General features: G+C 70.6%; 17 protein-coding genes. 9 read left to right on the top strand and 8 right to left on the bottom strand.

Translation table 11 applies throughout. The features are described 5' to 3' along the window. Positions 1–208 precede the first annotated feature (208 nt). Together ACQHIV_RS23650 and ACQHIV_RS23645 are read right to left on the bottom strand one after the other, a co-directional pair. Entirely contained in the window at positions 209–871 is a 663-nt protein-coding gene (locus tag ACQHIV_RS23650; protein ID WP_209697879.1) for a GNAT family N-acetyltransferase, read from the bottom strand. A gap of 117 nt (positions 872–988) precedes the next feature. Beyond that, positions 989–2,119, bottom strand: coding sequence for a GNAT family N-acetyltransferase (locus tag ACQHIV_RS23645; RefSeq protein WP_427885180.1), 1,131 nt, complete (start codon positions 2,117–2,119; stop codon positions 989–991). 69 nt (positions 2,120–2,188) lie between these two features. Between ACQHIV_RS23645 and ACQHIV_RS23640 the strand changes: the two genes are divergently transcribed. Beyond that, complete coding sequence (locus ACQHIV_RS23640; RefSeq protein WP_427885179.1) at positions 2,189–3,001, top strand: DeoR/GlpR family DNA-binding transcription regulator; 813 nt, start codon at positions 2,189–2,191, stop codon at positions 2,999–3,001. Here ACQHIV_RS23640 and galK read toward each other — a convergent pair. Together galK and galT are read right to left on the bottom strand one after the other, a co-directional pair. Then, positions 2,994–4,124, bottom strand: coding sequence for a galactokinase (galK, locus tag ACQHIV_RS23635; protein ID WP_427885178.1), 1,131 nt, complete (start codon positions 4,122–4,124; stop codon positions 2,994–2,996). The genes ACQHIV_RS23640 and galK overlap by 8 nt on opposite strands. Then, positions 4,121–5,167: a galactose-1-phosphate uridylyltransferase gene (galT, locus tag ACQHIV_RS23630; protein WP_427885177.1), complete on the bottom strand. Its 1,047-nt coding sequence runs from the start codon at positions 5,165–5,167 to the stop codon at positions 4,121–4,123. Before galT ends, galK begins: the two co-directional genes overlap by 4 nt. Before the next feature lie 167 nt (positions 5,168–5,334). Between galT and ACQHIV_RS23625 the strand changes: the two genes are divergently transcribed. Beyond that, entirely contained in the window at positions 5,335–6,654 is a 1,320-nt protein-coding gene (locus ACQHIV_RS23625) for a hemolysin family protein (RefSeq protein WP_427885176.1), read from the top strand. Here the strand turns inward: ACQHIV_RS23625 and ACQHIV_RS23620 are convergent. Then, positions 6,605–7,858: an MFS transporter gene (locus tag ACQHIV_RS23620; protein WP_427885175.1), complete on the bottom strand. Its 1,254-nt coding sequence runs from the start codon at positions 7,856–7,858 to the stop codon at positions 6,605–6,607. The genes ACQHIV_RS23625 and ACQHIV_RS23620 overlap by 50 nt on opposite strands. Before the next feature lie 3 nt (positions 7,859–7,861). Beyond that, on the bottom strand, positions 7,862–8,452 hold the full coding sequence (locus ACQHIV_RS23615) for a helix-turn-helix domain-containing protein (protein ID WP_427885174.1): 591 nt from the start codon (positions 8,450–8,452) through the stop codon (positions 7,862–7,864). A gap of 70 nt (positions 8,453–8,522) precedes the next feature. Here ACQHIV_RS23615 and ACQHIV_RS23610 point away from each other — a divergent pair, with 70 nt between their 5' ends. After that, positions 8,523–10,115, top strand: a complete 1,593-nt coding sequence (locus ACQHIV_RS23610; RefSeq protein ID WP_427885173.1) for an MFS transporter — start codon at positions 8,523–8,525, stop codon at positions 10,113–10,115. Here the strand turns inward: ACQHIV_RS23610 and ACQHIV_RS23605 are convergent, their stop codons facing one another. Beyond that, a complete protein-coding gene (locus tag ACQHIV_RS23605) occupies positions 10,116–10,946 on the bottom strand; it encodes an alpha/beta fold hydrolase (protein WP_427885172.1) in 831 nt (276 codons plus the stop codon). A 92-nt stretch (positions 10,947–11,038) separates the two neighbouring features. On the opposite strand from ACQHIV_RS23605, the gene ACQHIV_RS23600 reads away from it, so the two are divergent. Then, positions 11,039–11,422 carry a YciI family protein gene (locus ACQHIV_RS23600; protein WP_427885171.1) on the top strand — a complete coding sequence of 128 codons (384 nt, stop codon included), beginning with the start codon at positions 11,039–11,041 and terminating at the stop codon, positions 11,420–11,422. A gap of 47 nt (positions 11,423–11,469) precedes the next feature. Here the strand turns inward: ACQHIV_RS23600 and ACQHIV_RS23595 are convergent, their stop codons facing one another. Continuing rightward, positions 11,470–12,447, bottom strand: coding sequence for an N-acetylglucosamine kinase (locus ACQHIV_RS23595; RefSeq protein ID WP_427885170.1), 978 nt, complete (start codon positions 12,445–12,447; stop codon positions 11,470–11,472). Between the two features lie 169 nt (positions 12,448–12,616). On the opposite strand from ACQHIV_RS23595, the gene ACQHIV_RS23590 reads away from it, so the two are divergent. The 5 genes from ACQHIV_RS23590 to ACQHIV_RS23570 all read left to right on the top strand — a co-directional run bounded on the left by ACQHIV_RS23590 (position 12,617) and on the right by ACQHIV_RS23570 (position 16,883). Next, positions 12,617–13,408 (top strand): sugar isomerase domain-containing protein, encoded by a 792-nt coding sequence (locus ACQHIV_RS23590; RefSeq protein ID WP_427885169.1) that lies wholly within the window; start codon positions 12,617–12,619, stop codon positions 13,406–13,408. 28 nt (positions 13,409–13,436) lie between these two features. Next, positions 13,437–14,780 (top strand): N-acetylglucosamine/diacetylchitobiose ABC transporter substrate-binding protein, encoded by a 1,344-nt coding sequence (gene ngcE / locus ACQHIV_RS23585; RefSeq protein ID WP_427885168.1) that lies wholly within the window; start codon positions 13,437–13,439, stop codon positions 14,778–14,780. Positions 14,781–14,809: 29 nt separating this feature from the next. Continuing rightward, positions 14,810–15,235, top strand: coding sequence for a hypothetical protein (locus tag ACQHIV_RS23580; protein WP_427885167.1), 426 nt, complete (start codon positions 14,810–14,812; stop codon positions 15,233–15,235). 89 nt (positions 15,236–15,324) lie between these two features. Further along, complete coding sequence (gene trpS, locus ACQHIV_RS23575; protein ID WP_427885166.1) at positions 15,325–16,374, top strand: tryptophan--tRNA ligase; 1,050 nt, start codon at positions 15,325–15,327, stop codon at positions 16,372–16,374. After that, positions 16,371–16,883 (top strand): 2'-5' RNA ligase family protein, encoded by a 513-nt coding sequence (locus ACQHIV_RS23570; RefSeq protein ID WP_427885165.1) that lies wholly within the window; start codon positions 16,371–16,373, stop codon positions 16,881–16,883. The genes trpS and ACQHIV_RS23570 overlap by 4 nt, the downstream gene beginning before the upstream one ends. The last annotated feature ends 1 nt before the right edge of the window (position 16,884 follow it).

Here is a 16,884-nt window from a genome sequence, read left to right as displayed (position 1 = left end):
CGCGGCCTACCCGACTGCCGCATGACGAACCACCCGACACCCGCGATCAATGCCAACGCCGACAGGGATGCGAGAAGCGGACCGGCCACGCCGTAGCTGCGTGACCGTCTGTGGTTCGTCATGCTGAGCAGCCTTGCCCAGCTCACCGCCGGCCGATGCGCACCAGAGCCACCACTTCACAAAGCTCTGACGATGGCAATCGTTTGAATCAACGCGACCGGGCGATCACGATGTCCGCGATCACCTTCCAGCCAAGACTTCGGTACAGCCGGAGCCCGTCGATCGAGGCGATCAGGATGCCGCGCTTGGCGCCCTTCGCCGCGGCCGCCTCGACCAGCGACGCCATCACCGCACTGCCGAGGCCGCGCCGCCGGTGCGCCGGGTCGGTCTCGATCCGGTCCGCGACCGCGTCCTCGCCGACCACGGCCATCCGGCCGCTGGACACCACGCCGCCGTGCAGCGTGGCGCGGGTGATGATCAGGTCGTCCTCGAGTTCGGCGTGCAGCGCGTAGCGTTCGTGCAGTTTGAGGGCGGGCTGCTCGGACAGCTGGATAGTCATCAGCCAGTCCTGGTCCTGCTGGACCTCGAGACCGAGATCCTCCAGCTGCTCGATCCGGGCCTCCTTGTCGTCGGTGGCCAGCGTGATCCACCCCGAGCCGCGGCCACCGCCGTCGGCGAACGCCAGTTGGGCGGCGCGTTCCACCCGTTCCGGTTTACCGTCGGCATCCAGTACGACGTACTCCGTCGGCCGGCTCTCCTCACCTGCCCGGACGATCAGAATGCCGTTGTTGTCGTCCTCAACCGTGGTCCAGCCCCGCGAGACGGACCACCCGGCCTGCCAACGGCGGACGAGTTCCTCACGATCTATCACCCGTCGATTCAAGCAGCCCGGCCGCACAACGGCGAGGGGAACCGGTGTCGGATGACACCAACTGGCCGTAAATCCCTGCCTGCGCTGGGTGACCAATACTCCTGCGAGTTGACCGGGTCAACCCCTCAGGACGTCCTCAGCGAGCAGGTCGTAGGTGAGCAGGTTGTCGTAGCTGCCGTCCCGCCGCGGATCGGCCGCCCGTTCGTCCCCGACCTTGGTGAACCCGTTGACCTCGGCAACGTGCGCGGACGCCGTGTTCACGTCGGCGCACCGCACCAGCAGCCGGCGCCGGCCCAGCCCGCCGTCCTCGACCGGCCGGAACGCGAACGCGATCAGCAACTGGACGGCGCTCGTCATCACCTTGCGGCCGCGCGCCTCCGGGTGCATCCAGTACCCGATCTCGCCACGCGTCCTGTCCATCCGGCCGTTCAGTCCGAAAACGCTCACGTTTCCGAGCAGTTCGTCGGACTCGGCGTCCGCGATCGCCCAGGCAACGGCCTCACCACCGGCCGCCGCGTCCTGCCGGCTGTCGATGAAGCCCTTGGCGTCGTCGAGCCCGTACGGCGACGGCATCCCCGACAGCCAGTGCTGCGTCCGCTCGTCGCTGCACGCCTCCATCACCCGCTGCGCGTCCGACTCGCGCAACGGCCGCAGCCGGAACCCGTCGCCCTCGAGCACCGGCACCGTCCACCAGTTGCCCTGCGGTTCGAGCTCGTCGTCGCGGCCGACCGTCGCGACCCACTCGTCCTTCCGGACCCCGCGCGACTGCCCGCCGCCAGGGATCGTCACCAGCCCGCGGAACCCGACCTTCCAGGCCACCCGGCGGCTGGCGAAGTTCCCGACGTACGCGCGCCAGATCACCCGTTTCCAGTCCAGCACGTCGAACGCGTACCGCACCACCAGCCGCAGCGCGCGGGTCATCACCCCGTTGCCGCGGACCTCCGGCGACACCGCGAAGCCGACCTCGCCGACCCCGCCCACACCGTCGCGCAGGTCGATCGTGCCGACGTACGCCCCGGCGTACTCGATCGCCCAGGCCCACGAGGTGTTCGCCTGCCAGCCGGCCGGGATCACCTCGGTGAGATACCCGACCGCGTGCTCGCGCAGGTACGGGACCGGGATCGTCGTCCACTCCTGCATCACCGGGTCCTGGCACATCCGGTACGCCGGGTCGATGTCGTCGGCCGTGTGCGCACGCAGGGTCACCACGTTGTCGGACAGCACCGGCACGTCTTCGGGGAATCGCATGCTCCAGGGTGACGCGCTGCCACCGGCCGGGCAACAGATTTCCCTGCCAGCGGGGCTATTCTGTGGTGTGTGAACGCAGCCGGAGCAGAACCGCCCCGCGGCCGCGGCGGCCAGTTGGCCGCCCAGCGGCAGGCCACGATCGTTGCCGAGGTCAACAGCCGGGGCGCGATCACGGTGGCCGAACTGGTCGACCGGTTCGGTGTCTCGGACATGACGATCCGCCGCGACCTGGACGCGCTGGACTCGAGCGGCCTGCTGCACAAGGTGCACGGCGGCGCAACGTCGGTCGGTCTGCGCAGTGCGCACGAGCCGGGGTTCGACGCCAAGCTCACCCAGGAGTCCGCGGCCAAGCAGGCGATCGCGGCCGAGGCGGCGACCCGGGTGCAGCCGGACAGCGCCATCGGCATCGGCGCCGGTACGACGACGTACGCGCTGGCCCGGCAGCTGTTGCGGGTGGAGAACTTGACAGTTGTCACGAACTCGGCGCGGATCGCGGACGTGTTCCACGGCAACGGCCGCTCGGATCGTACGGTCGTCCTGATCGGCGGGATCCGGACGCCGTCGGACGCGCTGGTCGGCCCGATCGCGACCGCGGCGCTGGCGTCGCTGCACCTGGACCTGCTGTTCCTCGGCGCGCACGGTGTGGACGCCGAGCACGGCCTCAGTACGCCGAACCTGATGGAGGCCGAGACCAACCGGTCGTTCATCGCCGCGAGCCGCGAGGTGGTCGTGGTCGCGGACCACACCAAGTGGGGGACCGTCGGCCTGAGCACGTTCGCGACCTGGTCGGACCTGGACGTGATCGTCACCGACGACGGCCTGTCGGCCGCAGCCCGCAAGGCGATGCGCGATACGGGCTGCGACCTGGTGATCGCTAGCTGATCCTCGAAGCGCCGGCCGACGGGGTTGCCGCGAGCGACGACGGGGCCGTGAAACCGTGCTCCGCAAAGGCTTTCTCGATCGCGGAGAGTACGGCGTCCGCCGCGGAGGCCTCGGTCAGCGCGATGATGCAGCCGCCGAAACCGCCGCCGGTCATCCGGGCGCCGAGCGCACCGGCCTCGAGCGCGGCGTCGACCGCGACGTCGAGCTCCGGCACGGTGACCTCGAAGTCGTCGCGCAGTGAGACGTGCGACGCGGTGAACAGCGGCCCGACGTCGCGCAGCCGGCCGGCCCGCATCAGCGCGATCGCGTCCTCGGTGCGCTTGATCTCGGTCACCACGTGCCGGACCCGGCGCCGGTCCACGTCGTCGTCGAGACGCGCGAGGGCGGCGTCCAGGTCGGCGTAGTCCACCGAACGCAACGCCGGTACGCCGAGGGCGGCCGCGGCGTGCTCGCAGCTCTTCCGGCGCGCGGCGTACTCGCCGTCGGCGTGCCGGTGCGGCGCCTTCACATCGACGACGAGCAGCCGCAGCCCGTCGGCCTCGGGGTCGAACGGGATCTGGTCCAGCGCGCCGGAACGGATGTCGAAGGCCAGCGCGTGACCCGCCGTACAGCACATCGACGCGGTCTGGTCCATCAGGCCGACGGGCGCACCGACGTACTGGTTCTCGGCGCGCTGGGCGAGCCGGGCCACCTCTGCCGGATCGACCTCCTGACCGGCGAGCCCGAGCAGCGCGATCGCGGCGGCGCACAACAGGGCCGCGGACGACGACAGCCCGGCGCCCGAGGGCAGGTCGGACTCGAAGCGCAGGTTCGCGCCGCCGATCGGGTACCCGGACTCGCGCAGCACCCAGGCCGCCCCCGCCGGGTACGCCGCCCAGTCGCCGACAGAGCGCGGCGCGAGCTCGTCGAGCGCGAACTCGACCACGCCGTCGTGCCCGCCGGACGCGACCGCCACCTGGCCGTCGGTACGCCGGGACGCGGTCACCACGATCTGGTTCGGCAGCGCGATCGGCAGTACGACGCCGTCGTTGTAGTCGGTGTGCTCGCCGATCAGGTTGACCCGCCCGGGTGCCCGCCAGCTGCCGTCGGGCGCCGTACCGAAAACATCCTCGAAGGAGCTCACGAACCAACCTTCCGCAAAGTCTCGGCCACGTCTTCCGGCCGGGTGTCGCTGATGAACGCGCCCATGCCGGACTCCGAGCCGGCGAGGTACTTGATCTTGTCCTTGGCCCGCCGGATCGACAACACCTCCAGGTGCAGGTAGCCGAGCTCGCGGTCCACCCGGACCGGGGCCTGGTGCCAGGCGGCGATGTACGGCAGCGGCTCGCCGTACAGGCCGTCGAGGCGCTGCAGGACGTCCAGGTACAGCTCGGCGAAGTCGTCGCGCTCGCCGACCGACAGCTCGTCGATGCCGCCGACCTGGCGGTGCGGGTACAGGTGCACCTCGACCGGCCAGCGGGCGGCCTCCGGTACGAACGCGGTCCAGTTGCCGTTCTCCCCGATCACCCGGGTGCCGTCCTTGCGCTCGGCGGCCAGGACGTCGGCGAACAGGTTGCTGCCGGCAACCTCCTGGTGCTTGCGGGCCTGCGTGAGCAGGGTGCGCATCCGCGGCGGGACGAATGGGTACGCGTACAGCTGGCCGTGCGGGTGGCTCAGCGTGACGCCGATCTCGCGGCCGCGGTTCTCGAACGGGAAGACCAGTTCGACGTCGTCGCGGGCGCTGAGCTCGGCGGTCCGGTCGGCCCAGGTGTCGACGACCAGCCGCGCCTGGCCCTGCGACAGGCCGGTGAACGAGCCGTTGTGGTCACTGGTGAAGCACACGACCTCGGTCCGGCCGGGGCCGGCGAAGGACGGGAACCGGTTCTCGAACACGGCCACGTTGTAGTCGTGGTCCGGGATCTCGGTCGGGTTGCCGGGCTTGCTCGGGCACAGCGGGCACTGGTCCGCCGGCGGCAGGTACGTCCTGGTGTTCCGGTGCGTGGCGTAGGTGATCACGTCCCCGGTCAGCGGGTCCGTGCGCAGCTCCACCTGCGGCTGTGGGGCAGGCAGGCCGCGGGTGTCCGCGAGCGGCACCCGGGCCGGCGCGTCGGCCGGGTCGTAGTAGATCAGCTCGCGGCCGTCCGACAGAGTGGTGTCGGTACGGCGTACACCGCGGGGTGTGTTCATCGTGTGACCTTCCCGGCCGCACGACGCGTCCGGCCAGGAATCATCGTAAACCAACAAACTCGAACATGCATCGTGATACCCGCCGCCGGTAGAGTAGATCAATGGACGACTACGCCCAACGCACGCCCTCTCGGCATCTGACGAGAGGGCGCTAGGAACCCCGACCCATGAACGACACCCTGCTGAACATCGTTCTGATCCTGGTCTTCGTGCTGATCGGTGGCGTCTTCGCCGCCGCCGAGATGGCTCTCGTGTCACTGCGGGAGAGCCAGCTGAAGGCCCTGTCCCATCGCGGCAAACGCGGCGCGATCGTCGCCAAGGTGGCCGCCAACCCGAACCGCTTCCTGTCCGCCGTGCAGATCGGCGTGACCCTGATGGGCTTCCTGTCCGCCGCCTTCGGTGGCGCGACCCTGGCCGACGGCCTGGCCCCGCACCTGCGCAAACTCGGCCTCCCGCAGTCGCTGGCGAACACCGTCGCACTGGTGCTGATCACGATCTGCATCTCCTACGTCTCGATCGTGATCGGCGAGCTGGCCGCGAAACGCCTCGCGCTGCAGCGGGCGGAGGGCTTCGCGCTCGCGCTCGGCCCGCTGGTGGACCGGATCGCCTCCGGCGCCCGCCCGGTGATCTGGCTGCTCTCGAAGTCCACCGACCTGGTGGTCCGGGCGCTCGGCGGCGACCCGAACGCGAACCGCGAGGTGATGTCGGACGAGGAGCTCCGCGACCTGGTCACGGCGAGCGAGTCGCTCGGCGAGGAGGAGCGGAAGATCGTCGACGACGTCTTCGAGGCCGGCAGCCGGCAGCTCCGCGAGCTGATGCTGCCGCGCACCGAGGTGGACTTCGTGGACGCCGAGATGCCGGCGTACAAGGCGGTCAAGTTCGCCGCCGAGAGGCCGCACTCGCGGTACCCGGTGATGAACGGCTCGGCCGACGACATCGTCGGGTTCGTGCACGTCCGGGACCTGTTCGACCCGGCCGTCGCGACCCGGTCGGTACGGGTCGGCGACCTCGCCCGCGACGTCCTGATGCTGCCGGACACCGCCAAGCTGCTGCCGACGCTGACCGAGATGCGCCGCCGCAGCACGCACCTGGCGATCGTCCTCGACGAGTACGGCGGTACGGCGGGCATCGTGACGCTGGAGGACCTGGTCGAGGAGCTGATCGGCGACATCAAGGACGAGTACGACGAGGAACCGGCCGAGACCACCCGGCTGGGCAGCGGCGACCTGGAGATGGACGGCCTGCTGAACCTCGACGACTTCGCCGACGCGACCGCGATCGAGCTGCCCGACGGCCCCTACGAGACGGTCGGCGGGTTCCTCGCCGCCCGCCTCGGGAAGGTCCCGTCGGCCGGCGACGAGGTCCGGCTGGACGCGCACACGCTGACCGTCTCGGAGATGGACGGCCGCCGGGTCGCCCGGGTCCGCCTGCACCAGGTCACACCGGCTGAGGAGCAGCCTGGATCGCCAGCACCCGCCGCCGACTGAGGATCACCAGCCCGCCGGCGACGTACCCGAGGCCCTGGAAGACCAGGACCGGGATGATGCCGACGGCGTCGCCGAGGACGCCGGCGCCCGCGATGCCGATCAGCACCGCGACGCTCTCGGCGGCGCCGACCGCGCCGTAGATCCGGCCGCGGGTGCCGTCCACGGTGAGGTTCTGGAAGACGGTCATCATGCCGGCCAGGGTGAGCGCGCCGGGCAGGCCGACGACGATCATGCAGACGAACGCCGGGATCACGCTGCTCGACACCAGCGGGTAGAGGAACAGCGCGGTGTCGATCAGCCCGAACGCCAGCGCCCCGATCCCCCAGAGCGTCGCGGCCGGTCGGCGGGAGCCGATCGCGGCGGCGATCAGCCCGCCGACGATCCCGCCCACCGCTTGGGACGAGACGATCAGCCCGTACACCTTCCCGTCGCCGCCGAGCTCGGCGCTGACGAACGGCGCGAACAGCGTGCTCATCACGCCTTCACCGACCCCGGTGACCAGGCAGAACACGAAGAACAGCCGCATCGCCGAGCCCGCGACGCACAGCCGCAACCCCTCGGTCCACTCCTCCTTCAACCGCCGGATCGCGCCGCCCGCGGTCTCCTCGTCCTTCGGCGGCCGATGCTGCCGGTGCCGCATGGCCGCCACCAGTACGACGGCGACCACGAACGTCGCGGCGTCGCCGAGCGCGAGCAGGGTGAGTCCGCCGGCGGCCGCGAGTACGCCGCCGAGCGCCGCGCCGATCAGCCGGGCGAGGTCGCGGATCTGGCTGTTCAGCGCGTTCGCGGTGACGAGCTGGTCGGAGTCCACCAGCAGCGGGACGAGTGACTGCTCGGCGGGCGTGAAGAACTGCTGCAGACAGCTCTGCGCGAGCACCACGGCGTACACGATCCAGATCAGGTTCGCGCTGTGGACGGCGATCAGCGGGAGCAGGACGACCGCGTTCAGTACGTTCGTCACGATCATCGTGGTGCGCTGGCTCCACCGGTCGACGAAGACGCCGGCCAGCGAGCCGAGCAGTACGGCGGGCAGGAACGAGGCCAGCAGCAGCCCACCGGAGGCCAGCGTCGAGCCGGTCAGTACGTACACCTGGAAGGCGAGACCGGTGCGCAGCAACCAGTCGCCGACCAGCGAGATGAGCCCGGCACTGAGCAGCAGGCGGTAGTCGCGCTGCCGGGCAAGGACGCCCCACAAGTCCTTCATGTCCTACTCCTCCGCGGTGATCGTGACGATCTGGGTGAACGAGACGTACTTGCTGCCGGGTGGGCGGGTGGACTTGTCGTCGATCGGGCGTTCGTCCACCCAGCGCTGCAGCAGGTCGTTGATCTGGCCAACGACCTCGGCGAGCTCGTCGCCGGTCAGGTAGATGCCGGTCTGGCCGATGCCGGAGTTGTCCCGCCAGACCGGGTCGGCGTCCGGCCGGTGCTGCTGCCACTTGGCCAGCGAGTCCAGGGCGCGTTCGGCCATCAGCTGCTCGAGGACCTCGGCGGCCGCGGCGCCCTCCGGCGTCTTCATCGCGTCCTCCCACGACTGCGAGGTCGACACCTGCCGCCACGGCCGTTCCCGGTTGTCCTTGCCCGGCGCCGGCTCGACGAAGTCGTACTTCGCCAGCTGCCGCAGATGGTGCGACGCCAGCGCCTGGCTGATCCCCAGGTGCCGCGCCGCATCAGCCGCGGTCATCGGCCCCTCGCGCCCGAGCAGCGACAGCAGGTCCAGCCGCACCGGATGCGCCATCGCCCTGATCGCGAGCGGGTCGTCCAGCAACCGGGCGCGCCGCGGATCCTTTTCCAAAGACATGCTTGGAATATGCGCTGCCCCGAATCAGATGTCAAGGCATTGCTTGGAATGTGCCGCCGTACGATGCCTCATGGCCGTCGAGGAGTCGTCTGCTTGGGCGCCGTTGCGCCGGGGAGTCTTCCGTGCGCTGTGGCTCGCGCAGCTCGGGTCGAACGTCGGCAGCTGGATGCAGTCTGTCGGCGCGCAGTGGACCGTCGTCCACCAGCCGAACGCCGCCGCGCTGGCGTCGATCGTGCAGGCCGCGAGCCTGCTGCCGGTGCTGTTCGTCTCGCTGCCCGCGGGCGTACTCGCCGACGTCCTCGATCGCCGGCGGTTGATCGCACTGGTGACGCTGGCGATGGCGGTCGTCGCGGGTTGCCTCGCGGCACTGAGCGCGGGCGGTCTGCTGACACCGACCTCGCTGATCGCCATCACGTTCGTCCTCGGGGCCTGCCAGGCGCTGACCAGCCCGGCCTGGCAGGCGATCCAGCCGGAGCTCGTCCCGCGTTCCGAGCTTCCCGAGGCCGCCGCGCTGAACAGCCTCAACGTCAACATCGCCCGGGCGGTCGGCCCCGCCCTCGCCGGCTTCCTGCTCGGCCTGAGCAGTCCGGCCGTGGTGTTCGCGGTGAACGCCGTCTCGTACCTCGCGATCCTGGTCGCCCTGCTCCGTTGGCGCCGCCCGGCCGCCGTCGCCGCGGCCGGTGAACCGATGCTGCCCGCCCTCCGCGCCGGTCTGCGGTACGTCGCCTACGCGCCTGGCGTACGGCGGATCCTGCTGCGCGCGATGCTCTTCGTCCTGCCGGCGTCCGCGCTGTGGGGCCTCCTCCCGGTGGCGGCGGTGAACCGTCTCGGCCTCGGCTCGACCGGGTACGGCGTACTGCTCGCGGCGCTCGGCCTCGGGGCGGTCGGGGGAGCCGTGCTGCTGAAGCCGATCCGCGCACGGGCCGGGCGGAACACCGTGCTGGGCGGGGCGACCGTGGCGTACGCGATCGGCGTACTCGCGGTCGCACTGTTGCACAACGCAACGATCGTCGCGCTGCTGCTGGTGGTCGCGGGTGCCGGGTGGCTCGGCGGGTTGTCGACGCTGAACACGACGCTGCAGCTGGCCTTGCCCGCTTGGGTTCGCGCGCGGGCGCTCGCCGTCTACCTGATGGTGTTCCTCGGCGGTCAGGGCGTCGGCGCACTCATCTGGGGTCTGCTCGCGGCGGCGCTCGGCGCGTCCACCACGTTGCTGGTCTCCGGGGTGCTGCTGCTCGTCGGCGCGGTGTCGCTGGTGGTGCTGCCGATCCATTCGCGGACCGGCGAGCTGGACCGGACCGTCGTCCAGCCGTGGCCGGCGCCGGAGATCGCCATCCTGACCGCGGCGGAGGAAGCCCTCGATCCGCGGGCCGGTCCGGTGCTGGTCGAGGTGTCGTACCACGTCCCGCCGGAGAACGCCGAGCAGTTCCGGGCGGCGCTCGCGAAGGTCGGCGTCTCCCGGCAGCGGACCGGCGCGCGGCGCTGGTCGACGTACCGCGACGTGAGCAGTCCGGACCTGTACGTCGAGGTCTTCGAGGTCGCCACCTGGTCCGAACACCTGCGCCAGCACAACGAACGCATCACCGGCTCCGACGCCGACCTCTACCGCGCCGCCGCGAAGCTCGCCCTCGAAGCACCGCGCACGCGGCACCTGCTGGCGGACTGATCAGTGGTCGTGCAGCCAGGTCAGGGCTCGTTCGGCCTGGTTCAGGATCGTGATGTGGCTGAGGTTCTCGTGGGTGTCGAGGGTCGCGGACGGGATGTGGGCCGCGAGCCAGCGGGCGTGTGAGCACGGGATGATCCGGTCGGCGGTGCCGTGCACGAGCAGCGTCGGCGCGGTGATGGCCGCGGGGTCGGCGCCCCACGGGAGGACGTAGGCGCAGTCGTCGTCGACGGCGCCGTCCGGGCCGTTCGGCATCGCCTTGTCGCCGGCGACCGAGCCGAGCCAGCCCCACGGGCCGCCGAACATCGCGAGATCGGTCTCGGTGAACTCCGGGTCGTACTCGAGCTCCTCGTTTGCCACCCGCGCGTCCCGGCCGGCCGCCGCGGCGCGGAGCGAGGCGATGCCGGACGGGATCATGCCGTCGTACCAGTCGAGGCCGGGTGCGACATACGGAGCGATCGCGGCCAGCGTGGCGACCGCGGTGACCCGGTCGCCGAGCAGGGCGGCGGCGCCGAGCGCGAACGTGCCGCCGCCGGAGTACCCGAGCTGCGCGCACGACCCGATGCCGAGCGTGTCGAGGACCGCGGTCAGGTCGGCCGCGACATCGGCGACAGTGCGGCCCGGTGCGGCCGTGGAGCCGCCGTACCCGGGCCGGTCGAACGAGATCCACCGGATCCCGAGCCGCTCGCTCGCCGCGGCCAGCGGTGCGGGCGGCGTACCGAGGTTCGGTGTCCCGTGGTGCCAGACCACGGCGAGCCGGCCGGTGTCGCCCGGCGCGCTGTCGTACCCGTGCAGAACCCGGCCGTCCGCGAGCCGGAAGTCGATCTCGTCCATGGGGGTCAGCCTAAATTGTGGAAATGTCGAGGACCGGCAGGTGCTTCCGACCTCTGCTGCGACGATCCAGTCACCTGAAAGGACATCCGGACATGAAGTACCTGCTGATGATCCACAGCAACCCGATCACCTGGGGCCACCCGTCGTTCCTGCACACCGAGGAGGGCAAGGCGCTGCCGAAGAAGGCCCGGGACGCGCTCGCGGCGCAGCTCGACAAGCTCCTCGACGAGCTGCACACCAGCGGCGAGCTGATCGACGCCGTACCGCTCGACCCGCCGTCGAAGACCCGCGTGGTCCGGGTCCGCGAAGGCGTCCGGGCCACCACCGACGGCCCGTACTCCGAGGCGAAGGAGCAGCTCGCCGGCGTCTTCCTGATCGACGTCGCGAGCCAGGACCGCGCCGAGGAGATCGCCGCCACCATCCCCGAGGCCGAGTTCTTCGCGATCGAGGTCCGGCCGGTCTCCGTCTTCGAGTAGCAACCGGAGCTCCCACGCGGTGCGATCCACCGCGTGGGAGCCGCCGGTCAGCGTTCGACCAGGCGGGCGTGGTTCTGCTCGGTCGCCAGCGCGGGATCGAGGGCGCCGAGGGCCAGCCAGGTCGCCCCGCCGACGCCGTCGCGGGCGGTCCGGACGTCGCCGGCGAAGTGCTCGCGGATCAGCTGCCCGACCGGCGAGGACTCGCCGGCGACACTCCCGGCGAGGACCATCGGGCCGATGTCGGACGTCGTCTTCAGCCGCGCGGCCGTTTCCGTGAGCAGTTCGGCTGCGCGTTTCACCAGCATCTGCGCAGTCTTGTCGTCCTGGTGGTACGCCGCGATCACGGTAGGCGCCAACTCTGCGAGCATGACCGGTGGCCGGCTGTTGACCGTCATCACCAGAAGATCACGCAGTGCGTCGTATCCTGCACGGTGTGCAGCAGCAGGCTCGTCCCGGCCGGGCAGGATCGCCTGTACGACGGCCTGCCCGAGCAACCCGAGCGGGTCGCCGAGATCCAGCGACTCCAGGACGCTGCGCACCGCCTCCCGGCCGAGCCAGAACCCGGACCCGTCGTCGCCGAGCAGCCAGCCGTGCCCGCCCGCGGTCCGCTGCAGCTGGTGGTTGCGGACCAGCCCGACGTTGCTTCCGGTCCCGGCGATCAGCACGGTCCCGTCCGGTTCCGGCGTACCGGACGCGAACGCGACCTCGAGGTCACCGATGTACTGCGGGGTCGACGTGAGCCCGGCGCCGGTCCAGGCGGCCTCGAACTGCGCCGCCACCTCGGGCCGCTGCAGCGCGACACCGCCGGCCATCCCGACCACGGCGGCCTTGACCGCGGCCGCGTCGAGCCCTTGGAGCGCGGCGTGCAGGGCCTGACCGAAGTTGGCCGCCGCACTTGCGGGATGGCTGGTCGGATTGCCGCCCGCGGCCGCGCCGCGACCGACCACGGTGCCCGCGGAGTCCGCGATCAGGATCCGGGTGGAGGTGCCGCCGAGGTCCCCGCCCAGGACCAGTTCGTCCGACATACGCCATGCTCCAAACTGCTTACGCAACGGTCCCGAATGGGGAGATGACACGGATGAGCCTTGACTTTAGCTGCGAGTTGAGAAAAGTTCTGTCCAGCAAACCGCAAACTTGCGCATTTGTCGGCACCGCGAGTGTCGCTGAGAGCCGATTAGTCGAGGGGTGGGCCTGATGGCCAGCAGTAACACGGGGGAGACCGACGGTGTCCAGGGCGTGAGTGCGCAGGCCTACGTGCACACTCTGACCCCGATCCTGGCCGCGGTCACCACCCAGATCGACGGTCCGATCCAGGCCGGCGCCGACCTGATGACCGCGTCGCTGCGCGCGAACGGCGTCATCCAGGCCTTCGGCTCCGGGCACTCCGAGGCGCTCGCGATGGAGATCGCCGGCCGGGCCGGCGGCCTGATCGCCACCAACCGGATCGCGTTGCGCGACCTGGTGCTGCTCGGCGGCGAGCCGCCGGAGCTGCTGCGCAGCGCCGAGCTCGAGCGCGACCCGCAGTACTCGCGGAAGCTGTACGAACTGTCCGCGGCCCGCGAGGGCGACATGTTCATCATCGCGTCGAACTCCGGCGTGAACGGCTCGATCGTCGAGCTGGCCAGCGTCGCCAAGGAGCACGGGCACCCGCTGATCGCGATCACCTCGCTGCAGCACACCGGCGGGATGGAGTCGCGGCACCCGTCCGGCAAGAAGCTGATCGACTTCGCCGACGTCGTGCTCGACAACCACGCGCCGTACGGCGACTCGGTCCTGGACCTGCCCGGCGACGCCGGCAAGGTCTGTGCGGTGTCGTCGATCACCGCCGCGCTGATCGCCCAGCTGCTGGTCGCCGAGGTGCTGCGCCGGATGACCGACGCCGGCGAGACCCCGCCGGTGTACCTGTCCGCGAACATCCCCGGCGGCGACGAGCACAACCACGAGCTCGAGGCACGGTACGCCGGCCGCATCCGACGTACCGCCTGAAGCCACTCCGAGGTACTAGCCTGCCGGGGTGCTGAAACGGCGGACGTTACTGCAAGGGGCGCTGGCCGGTGCGGTCCTGAGCGGGTGCTCCAACGCGCCGGCCGCCCCGGTCGTGTCGCCGGAGAACCCGTTCAGCGTGGACGGGAACGCTCCGGTGGACGTGGTGATCACCGAGGAGTACGGCGGGTTCGCGGCCGCGGCGTACCGGAAGAAGTACGCCGGGGCGACGATCACGCCGAAGCTGTCCACGCAGCTGCTGGACGAGCTGATGCCGCGGTTCGCGACCGGTACGCCGCCGGACGTCGTGCTGTCCACCGGCGACCAGAGGCTGGAGCTCGGCCGCCTGATCAAGGACGGTCAGCTCGCCGACCTGCAGCAACTGCTGGACGCTCCGTCGTGGGACAACCAGTCGGCGAAGGTCAAGGACCAGTTGCTGCCGGACATGCTGGACGCGGGCAACTTCGACGGGACGCAGCGGACCCTCAACTACATCTCCACCGTGTACGGGATCTGGTACTCGGCCAGCCTGTTCCAGCGCAACGGCTGGCAGGTGCCGCAGACCTGGCCGGACCTGCTGGCGCTGGGCGCCGACATGAAGGCGGCCGGGCTCGGACCGTTCATCTACGCGGGCACGCATCCGTACTACCTGCTCGAAATGGTGCTCACGCTGGCCGCGAAGACCGGCGGCCCGGACGTCACCAAGCGGATCGACAACCTCGAGGACGGCGCCTGGAAGGACGAGAACGTCACCCGGGCGATCAACGCGGTCGGCGAACTCACCAAGCGCGGCCTGCTCGCCACCGGCACCGCGCAGTACGACCACATCGGGTCGCAGAAGCGCTTCCTCGCCGCGAAGGCCGGGATGCTGCCGTGCGGGAACTGGCTCGAGAACGAGATGAAGGGCCTGGTCCCGGACGCGTTCGCGCTGACCGTGTTCGCCGTACCGCCGCTGGACTCGTCGCCCGCGATGGCCAGCGGGCTGCACGTCGCGGCGACCTCGCCGTTCCTCGTGCCCGAGAAGGGGAAGAACAAGGCCGGCGGGCTCGAGTACCTGCGGGCGCTGCTGTCCGCGGATGTGGCCGCGCAGGTCAGCTCGGAGTCCAGGCAGCTCACGATCGTCCGCGGTTCGGCCGACGGGCTCGAGCTGACCACCGCGCTGAGCTCCGCCCGCGACCTGCTGTCCGCGGCCGGCGACCAGGTGATCCGGTGGTACTTCGACACCTGGTACCCGGCCTTCGCCACCACGGCCGCCGAGGCCACCGGCCAGTTCATGGCCGGCGGGCTGCAGCAGTCCGAGTGGACGGCCCGCATCCAGGCCGCCGCGGACCAGCTCACGAAAGACGACGCGATTACGAAGTACCACCGCGACTGATTCTCGCCGTACTCTCTGTAAGAGGGTGAGTGAGAGCGATGGTGTGGCTGGCGTCGTTGAGTGTGTTCCTGCTGCTCTGCGTCCTGCTCGGAGGTCTGCTCGGCGTGTTGCTGTCGGACCGGCCGCCGGCGCGCTGGCAGCGCGCCCTGGGGCGCGTAGCCGCCCGGCTGAAGGCGCGGCTGCGCCCGGTGACGCCCCCGGAGCCGGACCCGTTCGACACGCTCCGGCTGCAGACCCGCCTCGGCACGGTCTCCACGAAGATCCGCAGCATCGAGTCGACGCCGCACGTGTACGCCCGGGCCCACCGCCTGATGGCGCTCGAGGCGGCGTACGACGACCTCCTCGACGAGGCCTGCCGCCTGGCCGGCTGCCCCGACCCGCCCGACACCAAGCGCTCCGAGGCGAAACGCTGGGAAGAGGAACAAGCGCTGGCCGCCCGCGGCTGGACCTGGTGACTCGGGGCTGATGACACATAGTCCTTGAGATATGACTGATACGCCGCCCGGGTACGTGCTGCGCCGGGGCCGCTGGCAGAATCACCCCTATGTCTCATGCTGCGCCTGACCCCTCCGCAGCCGGTTCCCAGCGCCGCCCCCGCGTGCTGTCCGGGATCCAGCCGACGGCCGACTCCTTCCACTTCGGCAACTACCTCGGCGCGCTGCGGCAGTGGGTGGCCCTGCAGGACGACCACGAGGCGTTCTACTGCGTCGTCGACCTGCACGCGATCACCGTGGAGTACGACCCGAAGGCCCTCCGCGAGCGCACCCGCCGGTCCGCGGCGCAGCTGCTCGCGGCCGGCATCGACCCGGAGCGGTCCACGCTGTTCGTCCAGTCGCAGGTGCCCGAGCACGCGCAGCTCGCCTGGGTGATGTCCTGCATCACCGGGATGGGCGAGGCCAGCCGGATGACGCAGTTCAAGGACAAGACCGCGAAGGGCGGCGCCGACCGCGCCACCGTCGGCCTGTTCACGTACCCGATCCTGCAGGCCGCCGACATCCTGGTGTACCAGGCCGACCGGGTCCCGGTCGGCGAGGACCAGCGCCAGCACGTCGAGCTGACCCGGGACCTGGCGCAGCGCTTCAACCACCGGTTCGGCAAGACCTTCCGGGTGCCCGAGGCGTACATCGTCAAGGAGACCGCGAAGATCTTCGACCTCCAGGACCCGTCGTCGAAGATGAGCAAGTCCAGCTCGTCGCCGGCCGGCATCATCGACCTGCTGGACGAGCCGAAAACGAGCGCGAAGAAGATCCGCTCCGCGGTCACCGACTCCGGCCGGGACGTCGTCTTCGACGAGGAGAACAAGCCCGGCGTCGCGAACCTGCTGACCATCTACTCGGCGCTCACCGGTCGCAAGATCTCCGAGCTCGAGGACGAGTACGCCGGTCGCGGGTACGGCGACTTCAAGAAGGACCTGGCCGACGTCGTGGTCGAGTTCGTCACCCCGTTCCGGGAGAAGACGCTGACGTACCTGGACGACAAGGCGCAGCTGGACGCGATCCTGGCGGCCGGCGCCGAACGCGCCCGCGCGGTCACCGCGCCGACGCTGGCCAAGGTGTACGACCGCCTCGGTTTCGTCCCCGGCCCGACCCCATGACGACGATCGGGGTCGCGATCCCGATCGCGGAGCCGTTCGGCACGGAGCTGCAGAAGTACCGGGCCGACTTCGGCGACCCGATGGCCGCGTCGATCCCGACCCACGTGACGCTGCTGCCGCCGACCGACATCGCGGCCGGGGATCTGGACACCATCGACGAGCACCTGCTCGCGGTCGCCGCCCGGTTCCCGAAGTTCCGGATCCGGCTGCGCGGTACGGCGACGTTCCGGCCGATCTCGCCGGTCGTGTTCGTCCCGCTCGCGGAGGGCATCTCGTCCTGCGAGGTGCTGCAGTCGCAGGTCCGCTCCGGCCCGCTGCAGGTCGACCTGAAGTTCCCGTACCACCCGCACGTCACGGTGGCGCACGACCTGGACAAGGACGCCCTCGACCGCGCGTACGACGCGTTGTCGGAGTACGACTGCGACTTCGAGGTCGAGTACTTCAGCCGTTACGAACACGGCGCCGACGGCGTGTGGCGCCCCCAGCGATCGTTCCCGCTGGCAGGTTGAC

This window comes from Kribbella polygonati, from assembly GCF_050320105.1.
Classification (GTDB): Bacteria; Actinomycetota; Actinomycetes; order Propionibacteriales; family Kribbellaceae; genus Kribbella.
Note: the sequence above shows the minus strand (reverse complement) of the source record. Positions and strands in the feature narration are given on the sequence as shown.

Bases quoted from the DNA above. Each gene is read 5' to 3' on its own strand.
- ACQHIV_RS23645 (WP_427885180.1), bottom strand. From the start codon at position 2,119: ATGCGATTCCCCGAAGACGTGCCGGTGCTGTCCGACAACGTGGTGACC.
- galT (WP_427885177.1), bottom strand. From the start codon at position 5,167: ATGAACACACCCCGCGGTGTACGCCGTACCGACACCACTCTGTCGGAC.
- ACQHIV_RS23625 (WP_427885176.1), top strand. From the start codon at position 5,335: ATGAACGACACCCTGCTGAACATCGTTCTGATCCTGGTCTTCGTGCTG.
- ACQHIV_RS23620 (WP_427885175.1), bottom strand. From the start codon at position 7,858: ATGAAGGACTTGTGGGGCGTCCTTGCCCGGCAGCGCGACTACCGCCTG.
- ACQHIV_RS23615 (WP_427885174.1), bottom strand. From the start codon at position 8,452: ATGTCTTTGGAAAAGGATCCGCGGCGCGCCCGGTTGCTGGACGACCCG.
- ACQHIV_RS23610 (WP_427885173.1), top strand. From the start codon at position 8,523: ATGGCCGTCGAGGAGTCGTCTGCTTGGGCGCCGTTGCGCCGGGGAGTC.
- ACQHIV_RS23605 (WP_427885172.1), bottom strand. From the start codon at position 10,946: ATGGACGAGATCGACTTCCGGCTCGCGGACGGCCGGGTTCTGCACGGG.
- ACQHIV_RS23600 (WP_427885171.1), top strand. From the start codon at position 11,039: ATGAAGTACCTGCTGATGATCCACAGCAACCCGATCACCTGGGGCCAC.
- ACQHIV_RS23595 (WP_427885170.1), bottom strand. From the start codon at position 12,447: ATGTCGGACGAACTGGTCCTGGGCGGGGACCTCGGCGGCACCTCCACC.
- ACQHIV_RS23590 (WP_427885169.1), top strand. From the start codon at position 12,617: ATGGCCAGCAGTAACACGGGGGAGACCGACGGTGTCCAGGGCGTGAGT.
- trpS (WP_427885166.1), top strand. From the start codon at position 15,325: ATGTCTCATGCTGCGCCTGACCCCTCCGCAGCCGGTTCCCAGCGCCGC.
- ACQHIV_RS23570 (WP_427885165.1), top strand. From the start codon at position 16,371: ATGACGACGATCGGGGTCGCGATCCCGATCGCGGAGCCGTTCGGCACG.